Source organism: Actinopolymorpha sp. NPDC004070 (assembly GCF_040610475.1).
In the GTDB taxonomy this organism is placed as follows: Bacteria; Actinomycetota; Actinomycetes; order Propionibacteriales; family Actinopolymorphaceae; genus Actinopolymorpha.
Genome location: NZ_JBEXMJ010000004.1, coordinates 421,863 through 435,387, shown reverse-complemented (window position 1 = coordinate 435,387; position 13,525 = coordinate 421,863). Strand labels below are relative to the sequence as shown.

General features: G+C 71.6%; 11 protein-coding genes and 2 pseudogenes. 6 read left to right on the top strand and 7 right to left on the bottom strand.

Annotated features, from left to right (window positions below; all coding sequences use genetic code 11):
• Nucleotides 1–1,509, top strand: a pseudogene (locus tag ABZV93_RS10800) (hypothetical protein); the annotation flags it as partial.
• Nucleotides 1,510–1,518: 9 nt separating this feature from the next.
• On the opposite strand, the gene pepE reads toward ABZV93_RS10800, so the two are convergent.
• Together pepE and ABZV93_RS10790 are read right to left on the bottom strand one after the other, a co-directional pair.
• Entirely contained in the window at nt 1,519–2,253 is a 735-nt protein-coding gene (pepE, locus tag ABZV93_RS10795; protein WP_354933320.1) for a dipeptidase PepE, read from the bottom strand.
• 53 nt (nt 2,254–2,306) lie between these two features.
• On the bottom strand, nt 2,307–2,987 hold the full coding sequence (locus ABZV93_RS10790) for an NUDIX domain-containing protein (protein ID WP_354933318.1): 681 nt from the start codon (nt 2,985–2,987) through the stop codon (nt 2,307–2,309).
• Nucleotides 2,988–3,103: 116 nt separating this feature from the next.
• Between ABZV93_RS10790 and nadA the strand changes: the two genes are divergently transcribed.
• From nadA to nadC, 3 genes are read left to right on the top strand one after another with little or no spacing between them, the layout of a single operon-like run.
• Nucleotides 3,104–4,120, top strand: a complete 1,017-nt coding sequence (gene nadA, locus ABZV93_RS10785; RefSeq protein ID WP_354933316.1) for a quinolinate synthase NadA — start codon at nt 3,104–3,106, stop codon at nt 4,118–4,120.
• Entirely contained in the window at nt 4,117–5,775 is a 1,659-nt protein-coding gene (locus tag ABZV93_RS10780; protein ID WP_354933314.1) for an L-aspartate oxidase, read from the top strand. The genes nadA and ABZV93_RS10780 overlap by 4 nt, the downstream gene beginning before the upstream one ends.
• Nucleotides 5,772–6,719 (top strand): carboxylating nicotinate-nucleotide diphosphorylase, encoded by a 948-nt coding sequence (nadC, locus tag ABZV93_RS10775; RefSeq protein ID WP_354933312.1) that lies wholly within the window; start codon nt 5,772–5,774, stop codon nt 6,717–6,719. The genes ABZV93_RS10780 and nadC overlap by 4 nt, the downstream gene beginning before the upstream one ends.
• 114 nt (nt 6,720–6,833) lie before the next feature.
• Here nadC and ABZV93_RS10770 read toward each other — a convergent pair whose 3' ends face one another.
• The gene (locus tag ABZV93_RS10770; RefSeq protein WP_354933310.1) at nt 6,834–8,141 is read right to left on the bottom strand and encodes a cytochrome P450; all 1,308 of its coding nucleotides are present in this window, start codon (nt 8,139–8,141) and stop codon (nt 6,834–6,836) included.
• A 106-nt stretch (nt 8,142–8,247) separates the two neighbouring features.
• Between ABZV93_RS10770 and ABZV93_RS10765 the strand changes: the two genes are divergently transcribed.
• Together ABZV93_RS10765 and ABZV93_RS10760 are read left to right on the top strand one after the other, a co-directional pair.
• The gene (locus ABZV93_RS10765; protein WP_354933308.1) at nt 8,248–8,808 is read left to right on the top strand and encodes a helix-turn-helix domain-containing protein; all 561 of its coding nucleotides are present in this window, start codon (nt 8,248–8,250) and stop codon (nt 8,806–8,808) included.
• 64 nt (nt 8,809–8,872) lie between these two features.
• Nucleotides 8,873–8,968 (top strand): annotated as a pseudogene (locus tag ABZV93_RS10760) (aldehyde dehydrogenase family protein); the annotation flags it as partial.
• Here the strand turns inward: ABZV93_RS10760 and ABZV93_RS10755 are convergent.
• The 4 genes from ABZV93_RS10755 to ABZV93_RS10740 are packed head-to-tail and all read right to left on the bottom strand — an operon-like array spanning nt 8,958 to nt 13,507.
• Nucleotides 8,958–10,097, bottom strand: coding sequence for an alkaline ceramidase (locus ABZV93_RS10755; protein ID WP_354933306.1), 1,140 nt, complete (start codon nt 10,095–10,097; stop codon nt 8,958–8,960). The pseudogene ABZV93_RS10760 and the gene ABZV93_RS10755 sit on opposite strands and share 11 nt — an antisense overlap.
• On the bottom strand, nt 10,094–11,344 hold the full coding sequence (locus ABZV93_RS10750) for an amidohydrolase family protein (protein WP_354933304.1): 1,251 nt from the start codon (nt 11,342–11,344) through the stop codon (nt 10,094–10,096). Before ABZV93_RS10750 ends, ABZV93_RS10755 begins: the two co-directional genes overlap by 4 nt.
• Nucleotides 11,331–12,074 (bottom strand): glucosamine-6-phosphate deaminase, encoded by a 744-nt coding sequence (locus ABZV93_RS10745; protein WP_354933302.1) that lies wholly within the window; start codon nt 12,072–12,074, stop codon nt 11,331–11,333. Before ABZV93_RS10745 ends, ABZV93_RS10750 begins: the two co-directional genes overlap by 14 nt.
• Nucleotides 12,071–13,507, bottom strand: a complete 1,437-nt coding sequence (locus ABZV93_RS10740) for an AGE family epimerase/isomerase (protein ID WP_354933300.1) — start codon at nt 13,505–13,507, stop codon at nt 12,071–12,073. Before ABZV93_RS10740 ends, ABZV93_RS10745 begins: the two co-directional genes overlap by 4 nt.
• Nucleotides 13,508–13,525: the final 18 nt, after the last annotated feature.

The window sequence follows — 13,525 nt, the reverse complement described above, 5'->3', positions numbered from 1 at the left end:
CAAAAGCGTGGCGACGCGTTCGCGGAGTTGGTCGCCAGGTGGGCTGAATGGGAAGCCTCGCCCAACCGCGGCCGAGGACGGGACTGCGTCACCGTGCTGATCGATTTGCAGAACCTGATGAACGGGGTCGGGTACGGCACGATCGACGACCTCAACCCCGTCCGGCCCATGCCGTGTGGCTGCCAGACCCCCGACGCCCAACGCCAAGCCCAGCGCCAAGCCAGGCGCCAGGCCAAGGGCCAGCCCCAGGACGAGACCGCCAAGCGCACCGAGGGTTCTGAGGCGGGACAGCCCGGGTCGGGAGAGTCCGGGCCAGACAAGACCCGCCCCGGCACCGCAGAGGCCACGCCTGCCAACTCCAATCCCAGCAAGCAGAGCGACGACGCCGGAGACACCGAGCCGAGCGGCAATGCCGGGTCGAGCGGCAATGCCGGGCCGAGCGGCAATGCCGCCGCGGGTGCCGCGTCGCAATCCGACGTTGACGAAGAGGTCGTTGACCCGGAGCTGACGGACGGTCCCGGCGAGACAGCCCAGCCGGCCGACACCGGCGACCCACACACGGGAGCCGATCTGGGCGAGACGACAGACCTGCGCGAAGCGAGCGGGGCCAACGGCGACGACCTGGGTCGTCCCGGTGGTCAGTGGACGACGAGTAGACGGAATCGTCAACCGGGCAAGGAGGAGCTGTCACCCGACCCATTCCGCGCACACCATCCAGTCGACGCACCCAGCCCACCCGGTCCGGGCAGCGTCGCGGATCGAATACCCGGACCGCGAGAACCCGGCCGGCACCCACACTTGAACACCGCAACCGGATTGAATCCCGAAGGTGGACCGGGATTTGGACCCGATCCGGAAACTGATACCGGACCCGAGGACTGTGACCTCGGGGCACAAGAGGCCGCCGGCGCCGAGCCTGAGATCGAGGAGGGTGCGGCGGGGCCGGAGGCTGCCCACGAACCCAGCGAGCCCGGTGACACCAGCGAACCCGACGACACCGGCGAGCCCGATGACACCACTGATCCCGAGGACCTCACTGACCCCATGGGGCGCATCGACCCGCACGACGGTTGCAGCAAGTGCGGCGGTGGCGGCTCGGCCAGGATCTTCGGCCTGCGCGGCGAGCCGATCTCGGTGGCCACGATCCGGCGGATGGCGTGTGACGCGAACATCATCCCTGTCGTCCTCGGTGGCGACGGTGAGGTCCTCGACGTCGGAATGGCCGACAGGTTCTTCACCGAAGCGCAACGCCGGGCATTAGCGGTCCGCGACGGGTCTCACTGTCACTTCCCAGGCTGCCAGGTCCCCGAACGCCGCTGCGTCGCCCACCACATGACGGCCTGGGACGACTTCGGGCCGACGGACCTCGACAACGGAGTCCTCCTGTGCAAAACCCACCACACCTTCGTCCACCACCGCGGCTGGACGGTCCGCATGGGCGCACACGGCCACCCGGAGTACATCCCGCCGGAGTGGGTGGACCCGCATCAGAAAGTGCTCCGGCCATGACAGTCGACGTCAACCTGACCGTGTCACGTCATAGCGCGGTGTGGTGGCCAGCAGGGGCGACACGTCCTCGCCCGGGACGAGTTCGGCCGGTTCGGAGTTACGGGCGAACAGCAGTGCGCCGTTGTCGCCACCGAGACGTGCCACCGAACCGCTCACCCGCAGCCAGGAGCCTTCACGGAGTCCGAGCACCGGGACGTCGTTCTCCTCCAGGAACTCCCGAATCCGCTCCTCTCGTGTCTCGCCCATGTGGGTGCTCGCCGGCGCAGGGTCGAGGTAGTGCGGGTTGATCTGGAACGGAACGAACCCGAACGTCTCGAACGACGGCGGCGACACGATCGGCATGTCGTTGGTCGTCCGCAGTGTGGGTGCGGCCATGTTGGTGCCCGCGCTCGCACCCATGTAGCGCAGGGCTCCGGCGCGCACCCGGTCACCGATCGTCTCCAGCAGCCCGGTCGCGTACAACGTCTTCAACAGCCGGAAGGAGTTGCCGCCGCCGACGAAGACCACCTCGGCCCGGGCCACCTCCTGTCTCGGATCGGCCACGGTGTGCACCCCGACGACGGTGATTCCGCGCGGCGCCAGAGCCGCGGCCACGATCGCCGTGTAGGCGTCGTGGTCGGCCAGCGCGTACGGCACGAACGTCAACCGGCGGTTGGCGCCGATGAAGTCGTCAACCTCGTCCAGCGCGTGGGCGAGGAACTCCCGCCCGTGGTTGCGGGAGTTGGAGAGCAGCAGCAGGTCCATGCGCACAGGGTCTCAGGACCGTTCGGGTACGGCCGGCCGGCCGGTTGCGGTGGTCAGCTGCGCACGGTCGGCGGGCGGAGCACCGCGAACGGGTCGGTGATGAACATGTCCCGGCAGGTGAACCGGAACAACGCGGCGGGGCGGCCGCCGGTCGGCCCGGAGCCGGCGGTCTGGCCGGTGGCCTCCAGCTGTCCGCGCCTGGTCAGCACCCGCTGCAGGTTGGTCGCCGAGACCCGGTGCCCGAGTGCTGCGGAGTAGACCTCGCGGAGCTCGGAGACGGTGAACGTCGGGGGAGCGAGGGCGAACCCGAGGTTGGTGTAGGACAGTTTGGACCGCAGCCGGTCGCGGGCGCGCAACACGATGGCCTGGTGGTCGAACGCGGTCTTCGGGAGATCCTCGATCGGAAACCAGCGGGTGTCCTCGGGGATCTCCGGGTCGTTGTCGCTCGGCACCAGCCCCAGGAACGCCGTGGCCAGGACCCGCGGCCCGGGCATCCGGTCGGGTGCGCTGAACACCGCGAGCTGCTCGACGTGGGACAGCTGGCGTACGTCGACCTTCTCGGCGAGCTGCCGGCGTACGGAGCTCTCGACGTCCTCGACGGCGCCCAGCCGGCCGCCGGGCAGTGCCCACCTGCCCACCTGGGGCTCGCGGGCGCGCTGCCAGAGCAGAACCTGCAGCGACCGGGACCGGACCTGGAGGACCGCTGCCAGCACCTCATGCCCCAATCGACTCACGCGGTGATAGTATCTCGGGAAGTTTTCGCTCGTAAGTCGAAAACCCCAGGCGCCGGAAGCCTGGACGAAGACCCGGGGCACCCGCTCCGGGTGAGGAAACCTGCCGGGAGGGTCACATGACCCCTGTCACTGAAGCGGTCCGCGCGGACACGGCCTACGACGAGGTGGTGCCGGACGACGCGTGGCGAGAAGAGGTACGCCGGCTTGCCGCCGAGCACGACGCGGTGCTGCTCGCGCACAACTACCAGATCCCCGAGATCCAGGACATCGCCGACCACACCGGCGACTCCCTCGCGCTCAGCCGCATCGCCGCGGCCAGCGAGGCGTCCACCATCGTCTTCTGCGGCGTGCACTTCATGGCGGAGTCGGCGAAGATCCTCAGCCCCGACAAGACCGTCCTGATCCCCGACGCGCGGGCCGGCTGCTCCCTGGCCGACTCGATCACCGCCGACCAGCTGCGGGCCTGGAAGGCCGAGCACCCCGGCGCGGTGGTCGTGTCGTACGTCAACACCACCGCCGAGGTGAAGGCCGAGACCGACATCTGCTGCACGTCCGCGAACGCGGTCGAGGTGGTGGCCTCGGTCCCCGCCGACCGGGAGGTGCTGTTCCTGCCGGACATGTTCCTCGGCGCCCACGTCAAGCGGGAGACCGGCCGGGACAACCTGCACATCTGGGCGGGGGAGTGCCACGTCCACGCCGGCATCAACGGGGCCGAGCTGGCCGACCGGGCCGCCGCAGAGCCCGACGCGGAGCTGTTCATCCACCCCGAGTGCGGCTGTGCCACCTCGGCGCTCTACCTCGCCGGTGAGGGTACGGTGGCGGCGGACCGGGTGAAGATCCTCTCCACCGGCGGGATGCTCGACCAGGCCAGGGAGACGAAGGCGCGGTCGGTGCTGGTGGCCACCGAGATCGGCATGCTGCACCAGCTTCGCAAGGCCGCGCCGGGCGTCGACTTCCGTGCGGTGAACGACCGGGCCTCGTGCCGCTACATGAAGATGATCACGCCGGGAGCATTGCTGCGCAGCCTCCGCGAGGGCACCGACGAGGTGCACGTCGCGCCGGAGATCGCCGCACGGGCGCGCGGAGCGGTGCAGAGGATGATCGAGGTCGGCAACCCCGGGGGTGGCGAATGAGCAGCCGCTGGGAGGCGGCTGCCGATCTGGTCGTCGTGGGTACGGGCGTGGCCGGGCTGAGCGCCGCGCTGGAGGCGACCCGCGCCGGGCTGCGGGTCGTCGTGGTCACCAAGGCCGAGGCCGACGCCGGCAACACCCGCTGGGCGCAAGGCGGGGTTGCGGTCGTACTCCCGGGCCAACACGAGGCCGGTGACAGCGTGCGCAAGCACGTCGACGACACCCTGGTCGCCGGAGCGGGCCTGTGCGACCCGGCCGCGGTGGCGACGATCCTGGCCGACGGGCCGGACGCGGTGAACCGGCTGCGCGCCGACGGGGCCGTGTTCGACCCCGCCGGTGACGACCAGCCCGGTCGCCGGGGCCTGCTGGCGCTGGCCCGGGAGGGCGGGCACACGGCGTTCCGGGTGGTGCACGCCGGCGGTGACGCCACCGGCTCCGAGGTCGAACGCGCCCTGCTGGCGGGCGTACGCAACCAGCGGTTGACACTGCTCGAACGCCACGTCGCCGCAAGGATCCTGCGCACCGAAGGCGGAGCGGTGGCCGGGCTGCTGGTGCTCGCCGACGACGGCGTGACCGGAATCCTCCGGGCACCCGCCGTGCTGCTCGCCACCGGCGGCCTCGGCCAGCTCTACGAGACCACCACCAACCCCGACGTCGCCACCGCCGACGGGATCGCGCTGGCCCTGCGCGCGGGCGCGGCGGTGGCCGACCTGGAGTTCGTGCAGTTCCACCCGACCGTCCTCTACCCCGGGCGAGGTGCCACGGGTTCGCGTCCCCTGGTCACCGAGGCCGTCCGTGGCGAGGGCGCGGTCCTGGTGGACGCCGCGGGCGAACGCGTCATGGAAGGCGTACACCCGCTCGGCGACCTCGCGCCCCGGGACGTGGTCGCGGCGGCGATCATCCGCCGGCTGGCCGATGTTCCCGGCGGGGTGGACGACCACGTGTTCCTGGACGCCACCCACCTGAAGGCGGATGCCTTCCGTGCGCGCTTCCCCACGGTGTACGCCGCATGCCGGGCGATCGGCGTGGACCCCGCGTCCGAACCGATCCCGGTGGCACCGTCCGCGCACTTCAGCTGCGGCGGCGTGGTGACCTCGGTCGACGGCCGGACCGCGGTGCCGGGTCTGTACGCGGCGGGGGAGGTGGCCCGCACCGGCCTGCACGGCGCCAACCGGCTGGCCTCCAACAGCCTGCTCGAAGGGCTTGTGGTGGGACACCGGACGGCGAGGGCCGTCGTCGCGGACCGGTCCACCGGCAGGGCCGCGGCCCGGTCGGCGGACCGGCTCGACCACCAGGTGGACGACCTGCTGACGTCCGAGCCGGTCGCGGACCGCCCCGCACTCCAGCAGTTGATGAGCCGGCACGCGGCGATCGGCAGGGACCAGGCCGGGCTCGCGATCGTGGCCAAGTCGCTGGACGCCATGGCCACGCGCAGGCAGCCTTCGGGGCGGGCCGACGCCGAGGATGCCGCGCTCCACCTGGCGGCCCGCACGCTGGTGCTCGCGGCGTCCACGCGGACCGAATCCCGTGGCTGCCACGTCCGGCACGACCATCCCGTACGAGACGACCAACGGTGGCGGCGCAGCCTGGTGGTGGGCCTGGACGAGTCCGGCGAGCCCACCCTGCGGCCCGCCCTCGACCTGGGAGGTGTGGCATGACGGTGCCCACAGGTGTAACCCGCAGTCCGGACGCCGCACCGGCGGCACAGGGCTTCTCGCCCGGCGTGGCCGAGACACTGGCCCGGGCCGGGCTGGATGTCGACGACACCTTGCGCGTGCTCAGCACGGCGCTGGCGGAGGACCTGCGCTACGGCCCGGACGAGACGACGGCAGCGACCGTGCCGGCCGACGCGGTGGCCGAGGCGGAGGTCACCCCGCGCGTGCCGGGCGTCCTCGCCGGAGGGGTCCTCGTACCCGCCGTCTTCGACCTGCTGGCGCCCGGTGAGGTGGAGGTGCTCCACCAGGTGGAGGACGGCACCAGGCTGCGGGCCGGCGAGCCCGCACTGGTCCTGCGCGGACCGGTCCGCACCCTGCTCACGGGGGAGCGGCCGGCCCTCAACCTGGTGTGCCACCTGTCGGGGATCGCGACGCTCACCGCCGCCTGGGTGGACGCCGTCGCCGGTACCGGCTGCGCCGTGCGCGACAGCCGCAAGACGCTGCCCGGCCTTCGGCTGCTGCAGAAATACGCCGTCCGGTGCGGCGGTGGCGTCAACCACCGGCTCGGGCTCGGTGACGCCGTGCTGGTGAAGGACAACCACGTGATTGCCGCCGGGTCGGCGGCAGCAGCACTGGAAGCGGCCCGCCGGCACGCCCCGCAGCTGTCGGCGGAGGTGGAGGTGACGACGCTGGCCGAGCTCGACTCGGTGCTGGAGGCCAAGGCGGAGCTGGTGCTGGTGGACAACTTCACGCCGCAGGAGTGCGCGGAGGCGGTTCGGCGTACCCGCGCGGCCGGGACCGGGACGCTGCTGGAGGCCTCCGGTGGACTCACCCTCGACGTCGCCCGGGCGTACGCGGAGACCGGCGTCGACTACCTCGCGGTCGGTGCGCTGACGCACTCGGCGCCAGCGCTCGACCTCGGCCTGGACCTGCACGGCCAGGGCTAGGCCGACGCCCCGAAGGTCCTGGGCGGACAGTGAATATTGGACGGGCCGGTCCCGACACGCGTGGCGCGGGGCCGGCCCTTGCCGAGGTGTCAACCGCGGCTTGCGCCGGGTCGTTCACCAGGTGACGGGGAAGCTGTGCATGCCGAAGATGCCCGCGTCGTACCTGAACGCCAGCTCCTCGTCGGGCAGGTCGGTCCGCAGTCCGGGGATCCGGTCGAAGAGCGTGCGGTAGGCGATCTCGAGTTCGGCACGGGCGAGGTTCTGCCCGAGACACTGGTGTACGCCGTACCCGAACGCGAGATGGTGACGGGCATCCCGGCGTACGTCCAGCCGGTCGGGATCGCCGAACACCCGGTCGTCGCGGCCGGCCGAGGCGCCGAGGACGAAGATGCCGTCGCCCGCGCTCACCCGAACCCCGCCGATCTCCAGGTCCTCCACGGCCATCCGGTCGAACGCCACCCAGTCCACCACCGACTGGTAACGAAGCAGTTCCTCGACCGCCCTTGGCCACAGGTCCGGGTCCGCGCGGACCTCGGCCAGCTGGCCGGGCTCGCGCAGCAGGGTGAACACACCCAGCGGAATCATCGACGCTGTGGTCTCGTGCCCGGCGACCAGCAGCAGAAACGCCATGCCCACAAGGGCATCCAGCGTGAGGTCCCCCTTCGCGACGGGTCCGCGTACGAGCCGCCCGATCAGGTTGTCCTCCGGTGCGGCGGCTGCCCGGCGAACCAGGTCGTCGAGGTAGTCGCGGATCTCCATGACGGCCTGCATCCCGTCCCGGGGATCGGTCGAGGCGGCCACCATGCGCCGGGTGCGGGACTGGAAGAGCTCCCGGTCGGCGTACGGCACTCCCAGCAGTTCGCAGATCACCATGGACGGCACCGGCAGGCCGAACTCGGCCACCAGGTCCACCGGCGGCCCGGCGGCGAGCATCGCGTCGATGCGTTCGTCGGTGATCCGCTGGATCCGTGGCCGCAACTGGTTGATCCGGCGGACGCTGAACTCGGGGATCAGCATGCGGCGGAGAACGTCGTGCTCGGGCGGGTCCTGGTCGATGAAGAAACCCGCCCGGAGCTTGTCCCGGGCCGCACTTTGCTCCTCGGTGACCTCGCGCTCGTCGAGGACCGGAAAGTCGGGCCGGCTGGAGTCGGTGCTGACCCGCCGGTCGGTGAGCACCTGGCGAGCCTCGGCCCACCGGGTGACCACCCACACGACCGTGCCGTTCGGGGCGCGCACCCGGACGAGCGGGCCGCGAGCGCGGAGTTCGGCGTACTCGGGCGGCGGGGCGTACGGGCAGGTCCGCACCATCGGGAACGCCGGAGCCTGGCCGGGGCGGTCGGAAGTGACGGTGTGGTCGGAAGTGACGGTGCGGTCGGAAGTGACGGTGCTGTCGGCGTGGTCGGACGAGGACCGGATGGTCATAGTGTTCCCCCTACGGTGGGCCTCTCCTCCAACTTACTTACAGGAAAGTAAGCTAGTTGGTAGGTGGGAGTCAAGCACGGACAGCGGGAGGAGTGCCGGTACGCACATGGCCGGGCGACGAAGTGACACCCGGGAACGCATCCAGCAGGTCGCGCTGGAGCTCTTCGCTGCACAGGGATACGAGCAGACGTCCCTGCGGGAGGTGGCCGACCGGCTGAACATCACCCGGCCCGCGCTCTACTACCACTTCAGGACCAAGGAGGACATCCTCACCGGCGTACTCGACGACCTGGGCACCTCGATCGACGAGTTGGTCCGGTGGGCGAAGGAGCAGCCGCGGACGACGGAGGCCCGCCGGCAGATCCTGCGCCGGATCGCCGAACTGCTCGACGGTCAGTGGCGCCCGCTGGTGAGGTTCGCCCAGGTCAACCAGAACGCGATGCGCGACAGCCCGAGCGGTGAACGGATGCGGGAACGCATGCTCGCGCTGGTGACCCTGCTGAGTGATCCGGACGCCGAACCCACCGCGCGGTTCGAGGCACAGCTCGCCGTCATCGCCCTGATTCTGGGCACCTCGCCGTTCCCGGCCGGTCTCGACCTCGGCGAGGCCGAACGCGCCGAGATCGCCCTGCGGGTCGCCGACAAACTGGTCGCCGGGCTCGACTGATCGCCGGGCTCGACTGATCGCCGGGCTCGACCGATCGCCGGGCTCGACCGAACGGCCGCGATCGTTCGGCGGGGTCAAGCGCTCGGGTTTCGGGCGCGAGCTGGGGCGTTACGGCATCGAGGAGTTCGTCAACCACAAGCTGATCCACTTCAGCCGCTGAGCCCCAGCAGCCGGAGCGCCTCGGCGCCGAGGCGCTCCGCGCTGCCGGGTGCGAACGCCGCCCGCGCGCCGTAGTAGAGGTGCGCCTGCTCCACCTCGTACCCGCCGAGGGCGTACTCCTCGCGGGTGGGGAAGTAGCCGGGACAGCCGTCGGCGTACCCGAACACCGCAAGGGGATCCGGTGCCGCGCACCGGAGCGCCATAGCGGTGGCCGCGAACGGCTCACCAGGCAGGGCGACCAACCGGATGCCGCACCAGTCGAGGACGCTGACCCGGCCCGTCCAGCTGCTGCCGTCCAGGCGTTCGAGATCCAGTTCGGCCGACCTCGCGCCGACCGGCCCTTCGACCGGGCACGTCCGGGTGTCAAGGACCGCTTGCGCTACTGCCGTGCCTACGCGTTCGCATGCGCCGTACGTGCGAGTGTCGCTGGCCCGCAGCGTGGACGCGTCGGCGGAGTGGCCGGTGTTGGCGTCGCCGCAGCATCCGGTGAGGAAGACCGCGACGGCGCCGGGATGGGCAAGCTCGAGTTGACGGCGAACCACTCCGGGATAGTCGGCCGTCCACAACGTGTTGTCCGCGCCGAGTACGACCGGATGGCACGCGTAGGCGGTGAGGATCGTGACCGTCGCGCCGGTCTCGTCGGTCCACACCAGCACCGGAAGGGCGGAGTCGACCGGGCCGCCGTGCCGCCGCCGGTTGCGGGCCACGCCCGGGTCCGCGCCGCTGCCGAACCGCAACCGTGCGGGGCGGGCATGGTGAAGTGCGGTGCGTACGGCGTCGACGCAGGCGTCCTCCAGCAGGCGGAGGTGACCGGGGTCGACCGGCCCGCCCAGTCGGCCTGGGACCACGGCCGGCCCGCCGTGGGTGTGGGTGGCGGCCACCACCGCGTCGGCGACTTCGCCGCGCAGGCGTTCGCGGATCCGCCGGCAGGTGTCCTCGTGCAGCCCGCAGGCGTCCACGGTGACGACGGCGGTGCCGTCGACGGTGACCGCCCGGACGGTGAGCGGGTCGTGGGCGCCGGTCGCCCGCGAGGTGCGGGCGAGGAACCCCGACATCGCCAGCCCGGCAGGCGGCGTGACGTCCACCGTCGCCGCGCCGACCTGGCTCGTCCCGTCACCGGGCAGGCTCACCCCACCACCGGCGTTCCGGCGGCCACGACCTTGTCCACTGTCAAGGTCGGGTTGCCCGGGCTCCAGTGGAACGTCACCAGGTCCGCGGGTGCACCCGCCGCCAACCGGCCCCGGCCACCCACGAACCGTCCAGGGGAACTCGTCGCCAGTGCCAGCGCCTCGGCGAGGGAGAACCGGCCGAGGTTCGCCACGTGGGCCACGCCGTCGGTGACCGGGCGCGCCGCGCCGGCGAGGTAGGGCGTACCGACGTGGGAGAGCCGGCCCTGGGCGGACAACTCCACCGCACCGCCGACCGGTGTCTGGTAGACCCCCGGCGGGGATCCGGCGAGGGTGGTGGCGTCCGACACCAGGACTGACCGTTCCGGCCCCTTGGCGGCGAGCATGGCCACCAACGTGTCCGCCGGCAGGTGGTGCCCGTCGGCGATGAAGCCGGCGGTGAGCCGGTCGTCGGCGAGCTGGGCCCACACGTAGTTGGGATGGCGGGGGAGCACCGCGTGCGCGCCGTTGCCGAGGTGGGTCGAGAAGGTCGCGCCGGCGTCCGCGGCCGCATGGATCTGCTCGGGGGTGGCACCGGTGTGGCCGACCGACACCAGCACCCCGTGGTCGGCAAGCGCGCGGACGTAGGACGGGCTGCCGGGGAAGTGCGGCGACATGGTGACCATGCCCACCAGGCCCTCGCCGGCCTGCTGCCAGCGGTCGAACTCCGCGACATCCGGCGGGCGGATCTGCGCGGCGTCGTGCACGCCGCGGGGGCCGTCCTCCGAAGACAGATGGGGACCCTCCACGTGGACGTACGGAACGGCGTGCCGCACCATCGGGTCCTCGGCACGCGCCGCCACCACCCTGCGCAGGCAGGTGACGATGTGCTCCTCCGAGGCGGTGACGATGGTCGGCACCACGGTGGTGACCCCGACCTTCCACAACGCTCGTACCATCGCGACGATCGTGTCCGGTCCTGCGTCCGCGGCGTTCACGTCGAACCCCGCGAAGCCGTTGACCTGCAGGTCGACCAGGCCAGGAGCCAACCAGGGTTCGGTTTCCGCGCCGGTCGTCGCGTCGTCGGCGTCGTCGGCGGCGTCGGCACTGTCAAGGTGGACTTGCGTGATCAGCCCGTCCGCCACCTCGACCGTGCATCGCCGGCCGGTCGAGGGGTCGCGGCCGGAGATCTCGAACGTGGGAGCCGTGGTCATCCGTGGACTCATCTCCGGGCTCGTCTTCGGGTTGGTGCCGGGATCAGTCGAGCTCACCGGCGGAGTCCTGGTCGAGGTAGAGGACACACGCGGGGTGCGTGCGCAACGCGGTGGCGGGGCAGGCCTCGCCGATGGGGTCGTTCAGCGTACGCCGGACCGCCTCCGCCTTCGCCTGCCCCGGCACGACGCAGAACAGGTGGTCGGCGTCGAGCAGCCGGGGCACCGTCAGAGTGAGCGCTCGCGGTGGAACGTCGTCGAAGGTGGGGAAGCAGCCGTCGTCGACCTGCTGCTGACGGCAGGTGTCGTCGAGCTCGACCACCTTCACCGCCGCTGGGTCGGCGAAGTCGGCGACCGGCGGGTCGTTGAACGCGATGTGCCCGTTGACACCGATGCCCAGGCACACCAGGTCGATCGGCTCGGCCGCGAGCAGGTCGGCGTACTCCCGTGCCCGGGCGTCGGGGTCGCCGTCGGTGCGCATCAGGTGCACCTCCTTGAACGGCACCCGGTCGAAGATCGCCCGGCGAAGCCACTGCCCGAACCGCTGTGGCGCGTCCTGCGGCAGCCCGATGTAGTCGTCCATCTGGAACGCCGTCACCCGGGTCCAGTCGATGCCCACCTCGGCCGCGAGCGCGTCCAGGGTCTCCTGTTGGCTCGGCGCCGCGGCGAACACCATGCGCACGGAGTCCTGGTAGTTCAGTCGCTCGCGCAACTGCGCGGCGACGTCGGCGGCTGCCGCGTAGCCGAGGCTCGCACGGTCGGGAAAGACGCGGACGATCGGTTCGGTCACGGATGTTTCCTCTCGACGTCGTTGGGTGTGCGGCGGCCGGTGTCGCCGGGTGTGGCGAGGAGCTCGGCCTGGAGGAGCAGTGCGCGAGCGATGTGGAACGGATCCTTCACCGGCAGGGCGACCGTGCGGTCCAGCGGTGTGCCGTCGCGGGTGCGGATCTGCACCCACTCCTTTCCGCGGCCGGCGGGGAACGTGCCGTAGGTGTAGCTTCGCAGGCGCTCGTACCACCCCAGGAGTTCGGGTGCGTACGCCGGAAACCTCACCGCCAGCAGGCGCGTCGCGTACAACGCCTCCGCGTGCGGCCACCACAGCTTGGTGTCCCAGGTGTCGCGGACCAGCACCTCGTAGGAATCGTCGAGGCTCTGGCCGCGGGGCTCGCCACCGTCACGGTCGGCGTACCGGAACAGCCCACCGTGCTCGTCGTCCCAGCCGATCCGCAACGCGTGCAGAGCCGCCTCGGGAATCCAGGCCCGGTCGCCGCCTGTGCTGCCTGTGCCGAGCACGTCGGCCACCCCGCGGACGCTGTCCGCGGCGTGCAGCAGGAACCACAGACACTCCAGTGCGTGTCCCGGCGTACGGTGCCGGGCGAGCAGGGTGTCGCCGCGGCCCGGGACGCGAGGAACCAGCTCTCGCAGGTCGTCGCCCTCGCGGAGTTCGTGTGCGATCGTGGCCGCCGCCTCGACGGCGATCGCGGCGGCCGAGCCGGCACGCGTAGCTCGGTACACCTCCGTCGCCGTGCCCACGCAGATCATCGGCAGCGACAGCGCGGTGAAGTCCGGGTGGATCGGATAGGGGTCGGTGCGCGCCTGTCCGCTCCGAACTCGCGTGGCGGCCGACTCGAGCAGTGTCAACGCCAGCTTGCCCGACTCGGCGGCGTCCGCGGCATCGGCGTCATCCGCGGCATCGGCCCGGTCGGAGCCCCGGTCGACCCGGGCCCAGGCGGCCAGGCCGAGTGCGGTGAAGCAGTCGGCGAAGACGCTGGTGTGCAGTCCGGCACCCGGCGACGGCTCGCGCGGAGTCCCGGCAGCGTCGGTGACGTACGCCGTGGTCGCGTCCGGCAGGACCGCGTGCGTACGAACGAACGCCGCGCTCTGCCCGGCGAGCGCGCGCAGGTCCGCGGCGTCAAGCACACCTTGCGCGGGCAGCACGCCGCGTTCGACCGCGTCGGCGACGCTTGCCAGCAGCCAGATCCAGCGCCCCTGGGACCAGGTGTACTTGTCGGTGGACAGCAGGCGGTCGCCGGCGTTGTCCCAGCAGGTGAAGACGCCGCCGTCGGTGCGGTCCGGCGCGTCGCGCAGCCACCAGGCCAGCACGACGCGCACAAGATGGTCGACGATCCAGGCGTACTCACCGGATTCCGCGGCCCCGTTGCCGTCGGCAGCGTAGTCGGCACCGCTGCCACCGGGGCTGGGAGCCGGAGTCACCTCGGGCATGTGCGGTCACCTCACCCT

Excerpts from the sequence above, each read along its gene's own strand:
- ABZV93_RS10770 (WP_354933310.1), bottom strand. The coding sequence starts at position 8,141 with ATGACCATCCGGTCCTCGTCCGACCACGCCGACAGCACCGTCACTTCC.
- pepE (WP_354933320.1), bottom strand. The coding sequence starts at position 2,253 with ATGGACCTGCTGCTGCTCTCCAACTCCCGCAACCACGGGCGGGAGTTC.
- nadC (WP_354933312.1), top strand. The coding sequence starts at position 5,772 with ATGACGGTGCCCACAGGTGTAACCCGCAGTCCGGACGCCGCACCGGCG.
- ABZV93_RS10765 (WP_354933308.1), top strand. The coding sequence starts at position 8,248 with ATGGCCGGGCGACGAAGTGACACCCGGGAACGCATCCAGCAGGTCGCG.
- ABZV93_RS10780 (WP_354933314.1), top strand. The coding sequence starts at position 4,117 with ATGAGCAGCCGCTGGGAGGCGGCTGCCGATCTGGTCGTCGTGGGTACG.
- nadA (WP_354933316.1), top strand. The coding sequence starts at position 3,104 with ATGACCCCTGTCACTGAAGCGGTCCGCGCGGACACGGCCTACGACGAG.
- ABZV93_RS10740 (WP_354933300.1), bottom strand. The coding sequence starts at position 13,507 with ATGCCCGAGGTGACTCCGGCTCCCAGCCCCGGTGGCAGCGGTGCCGAC.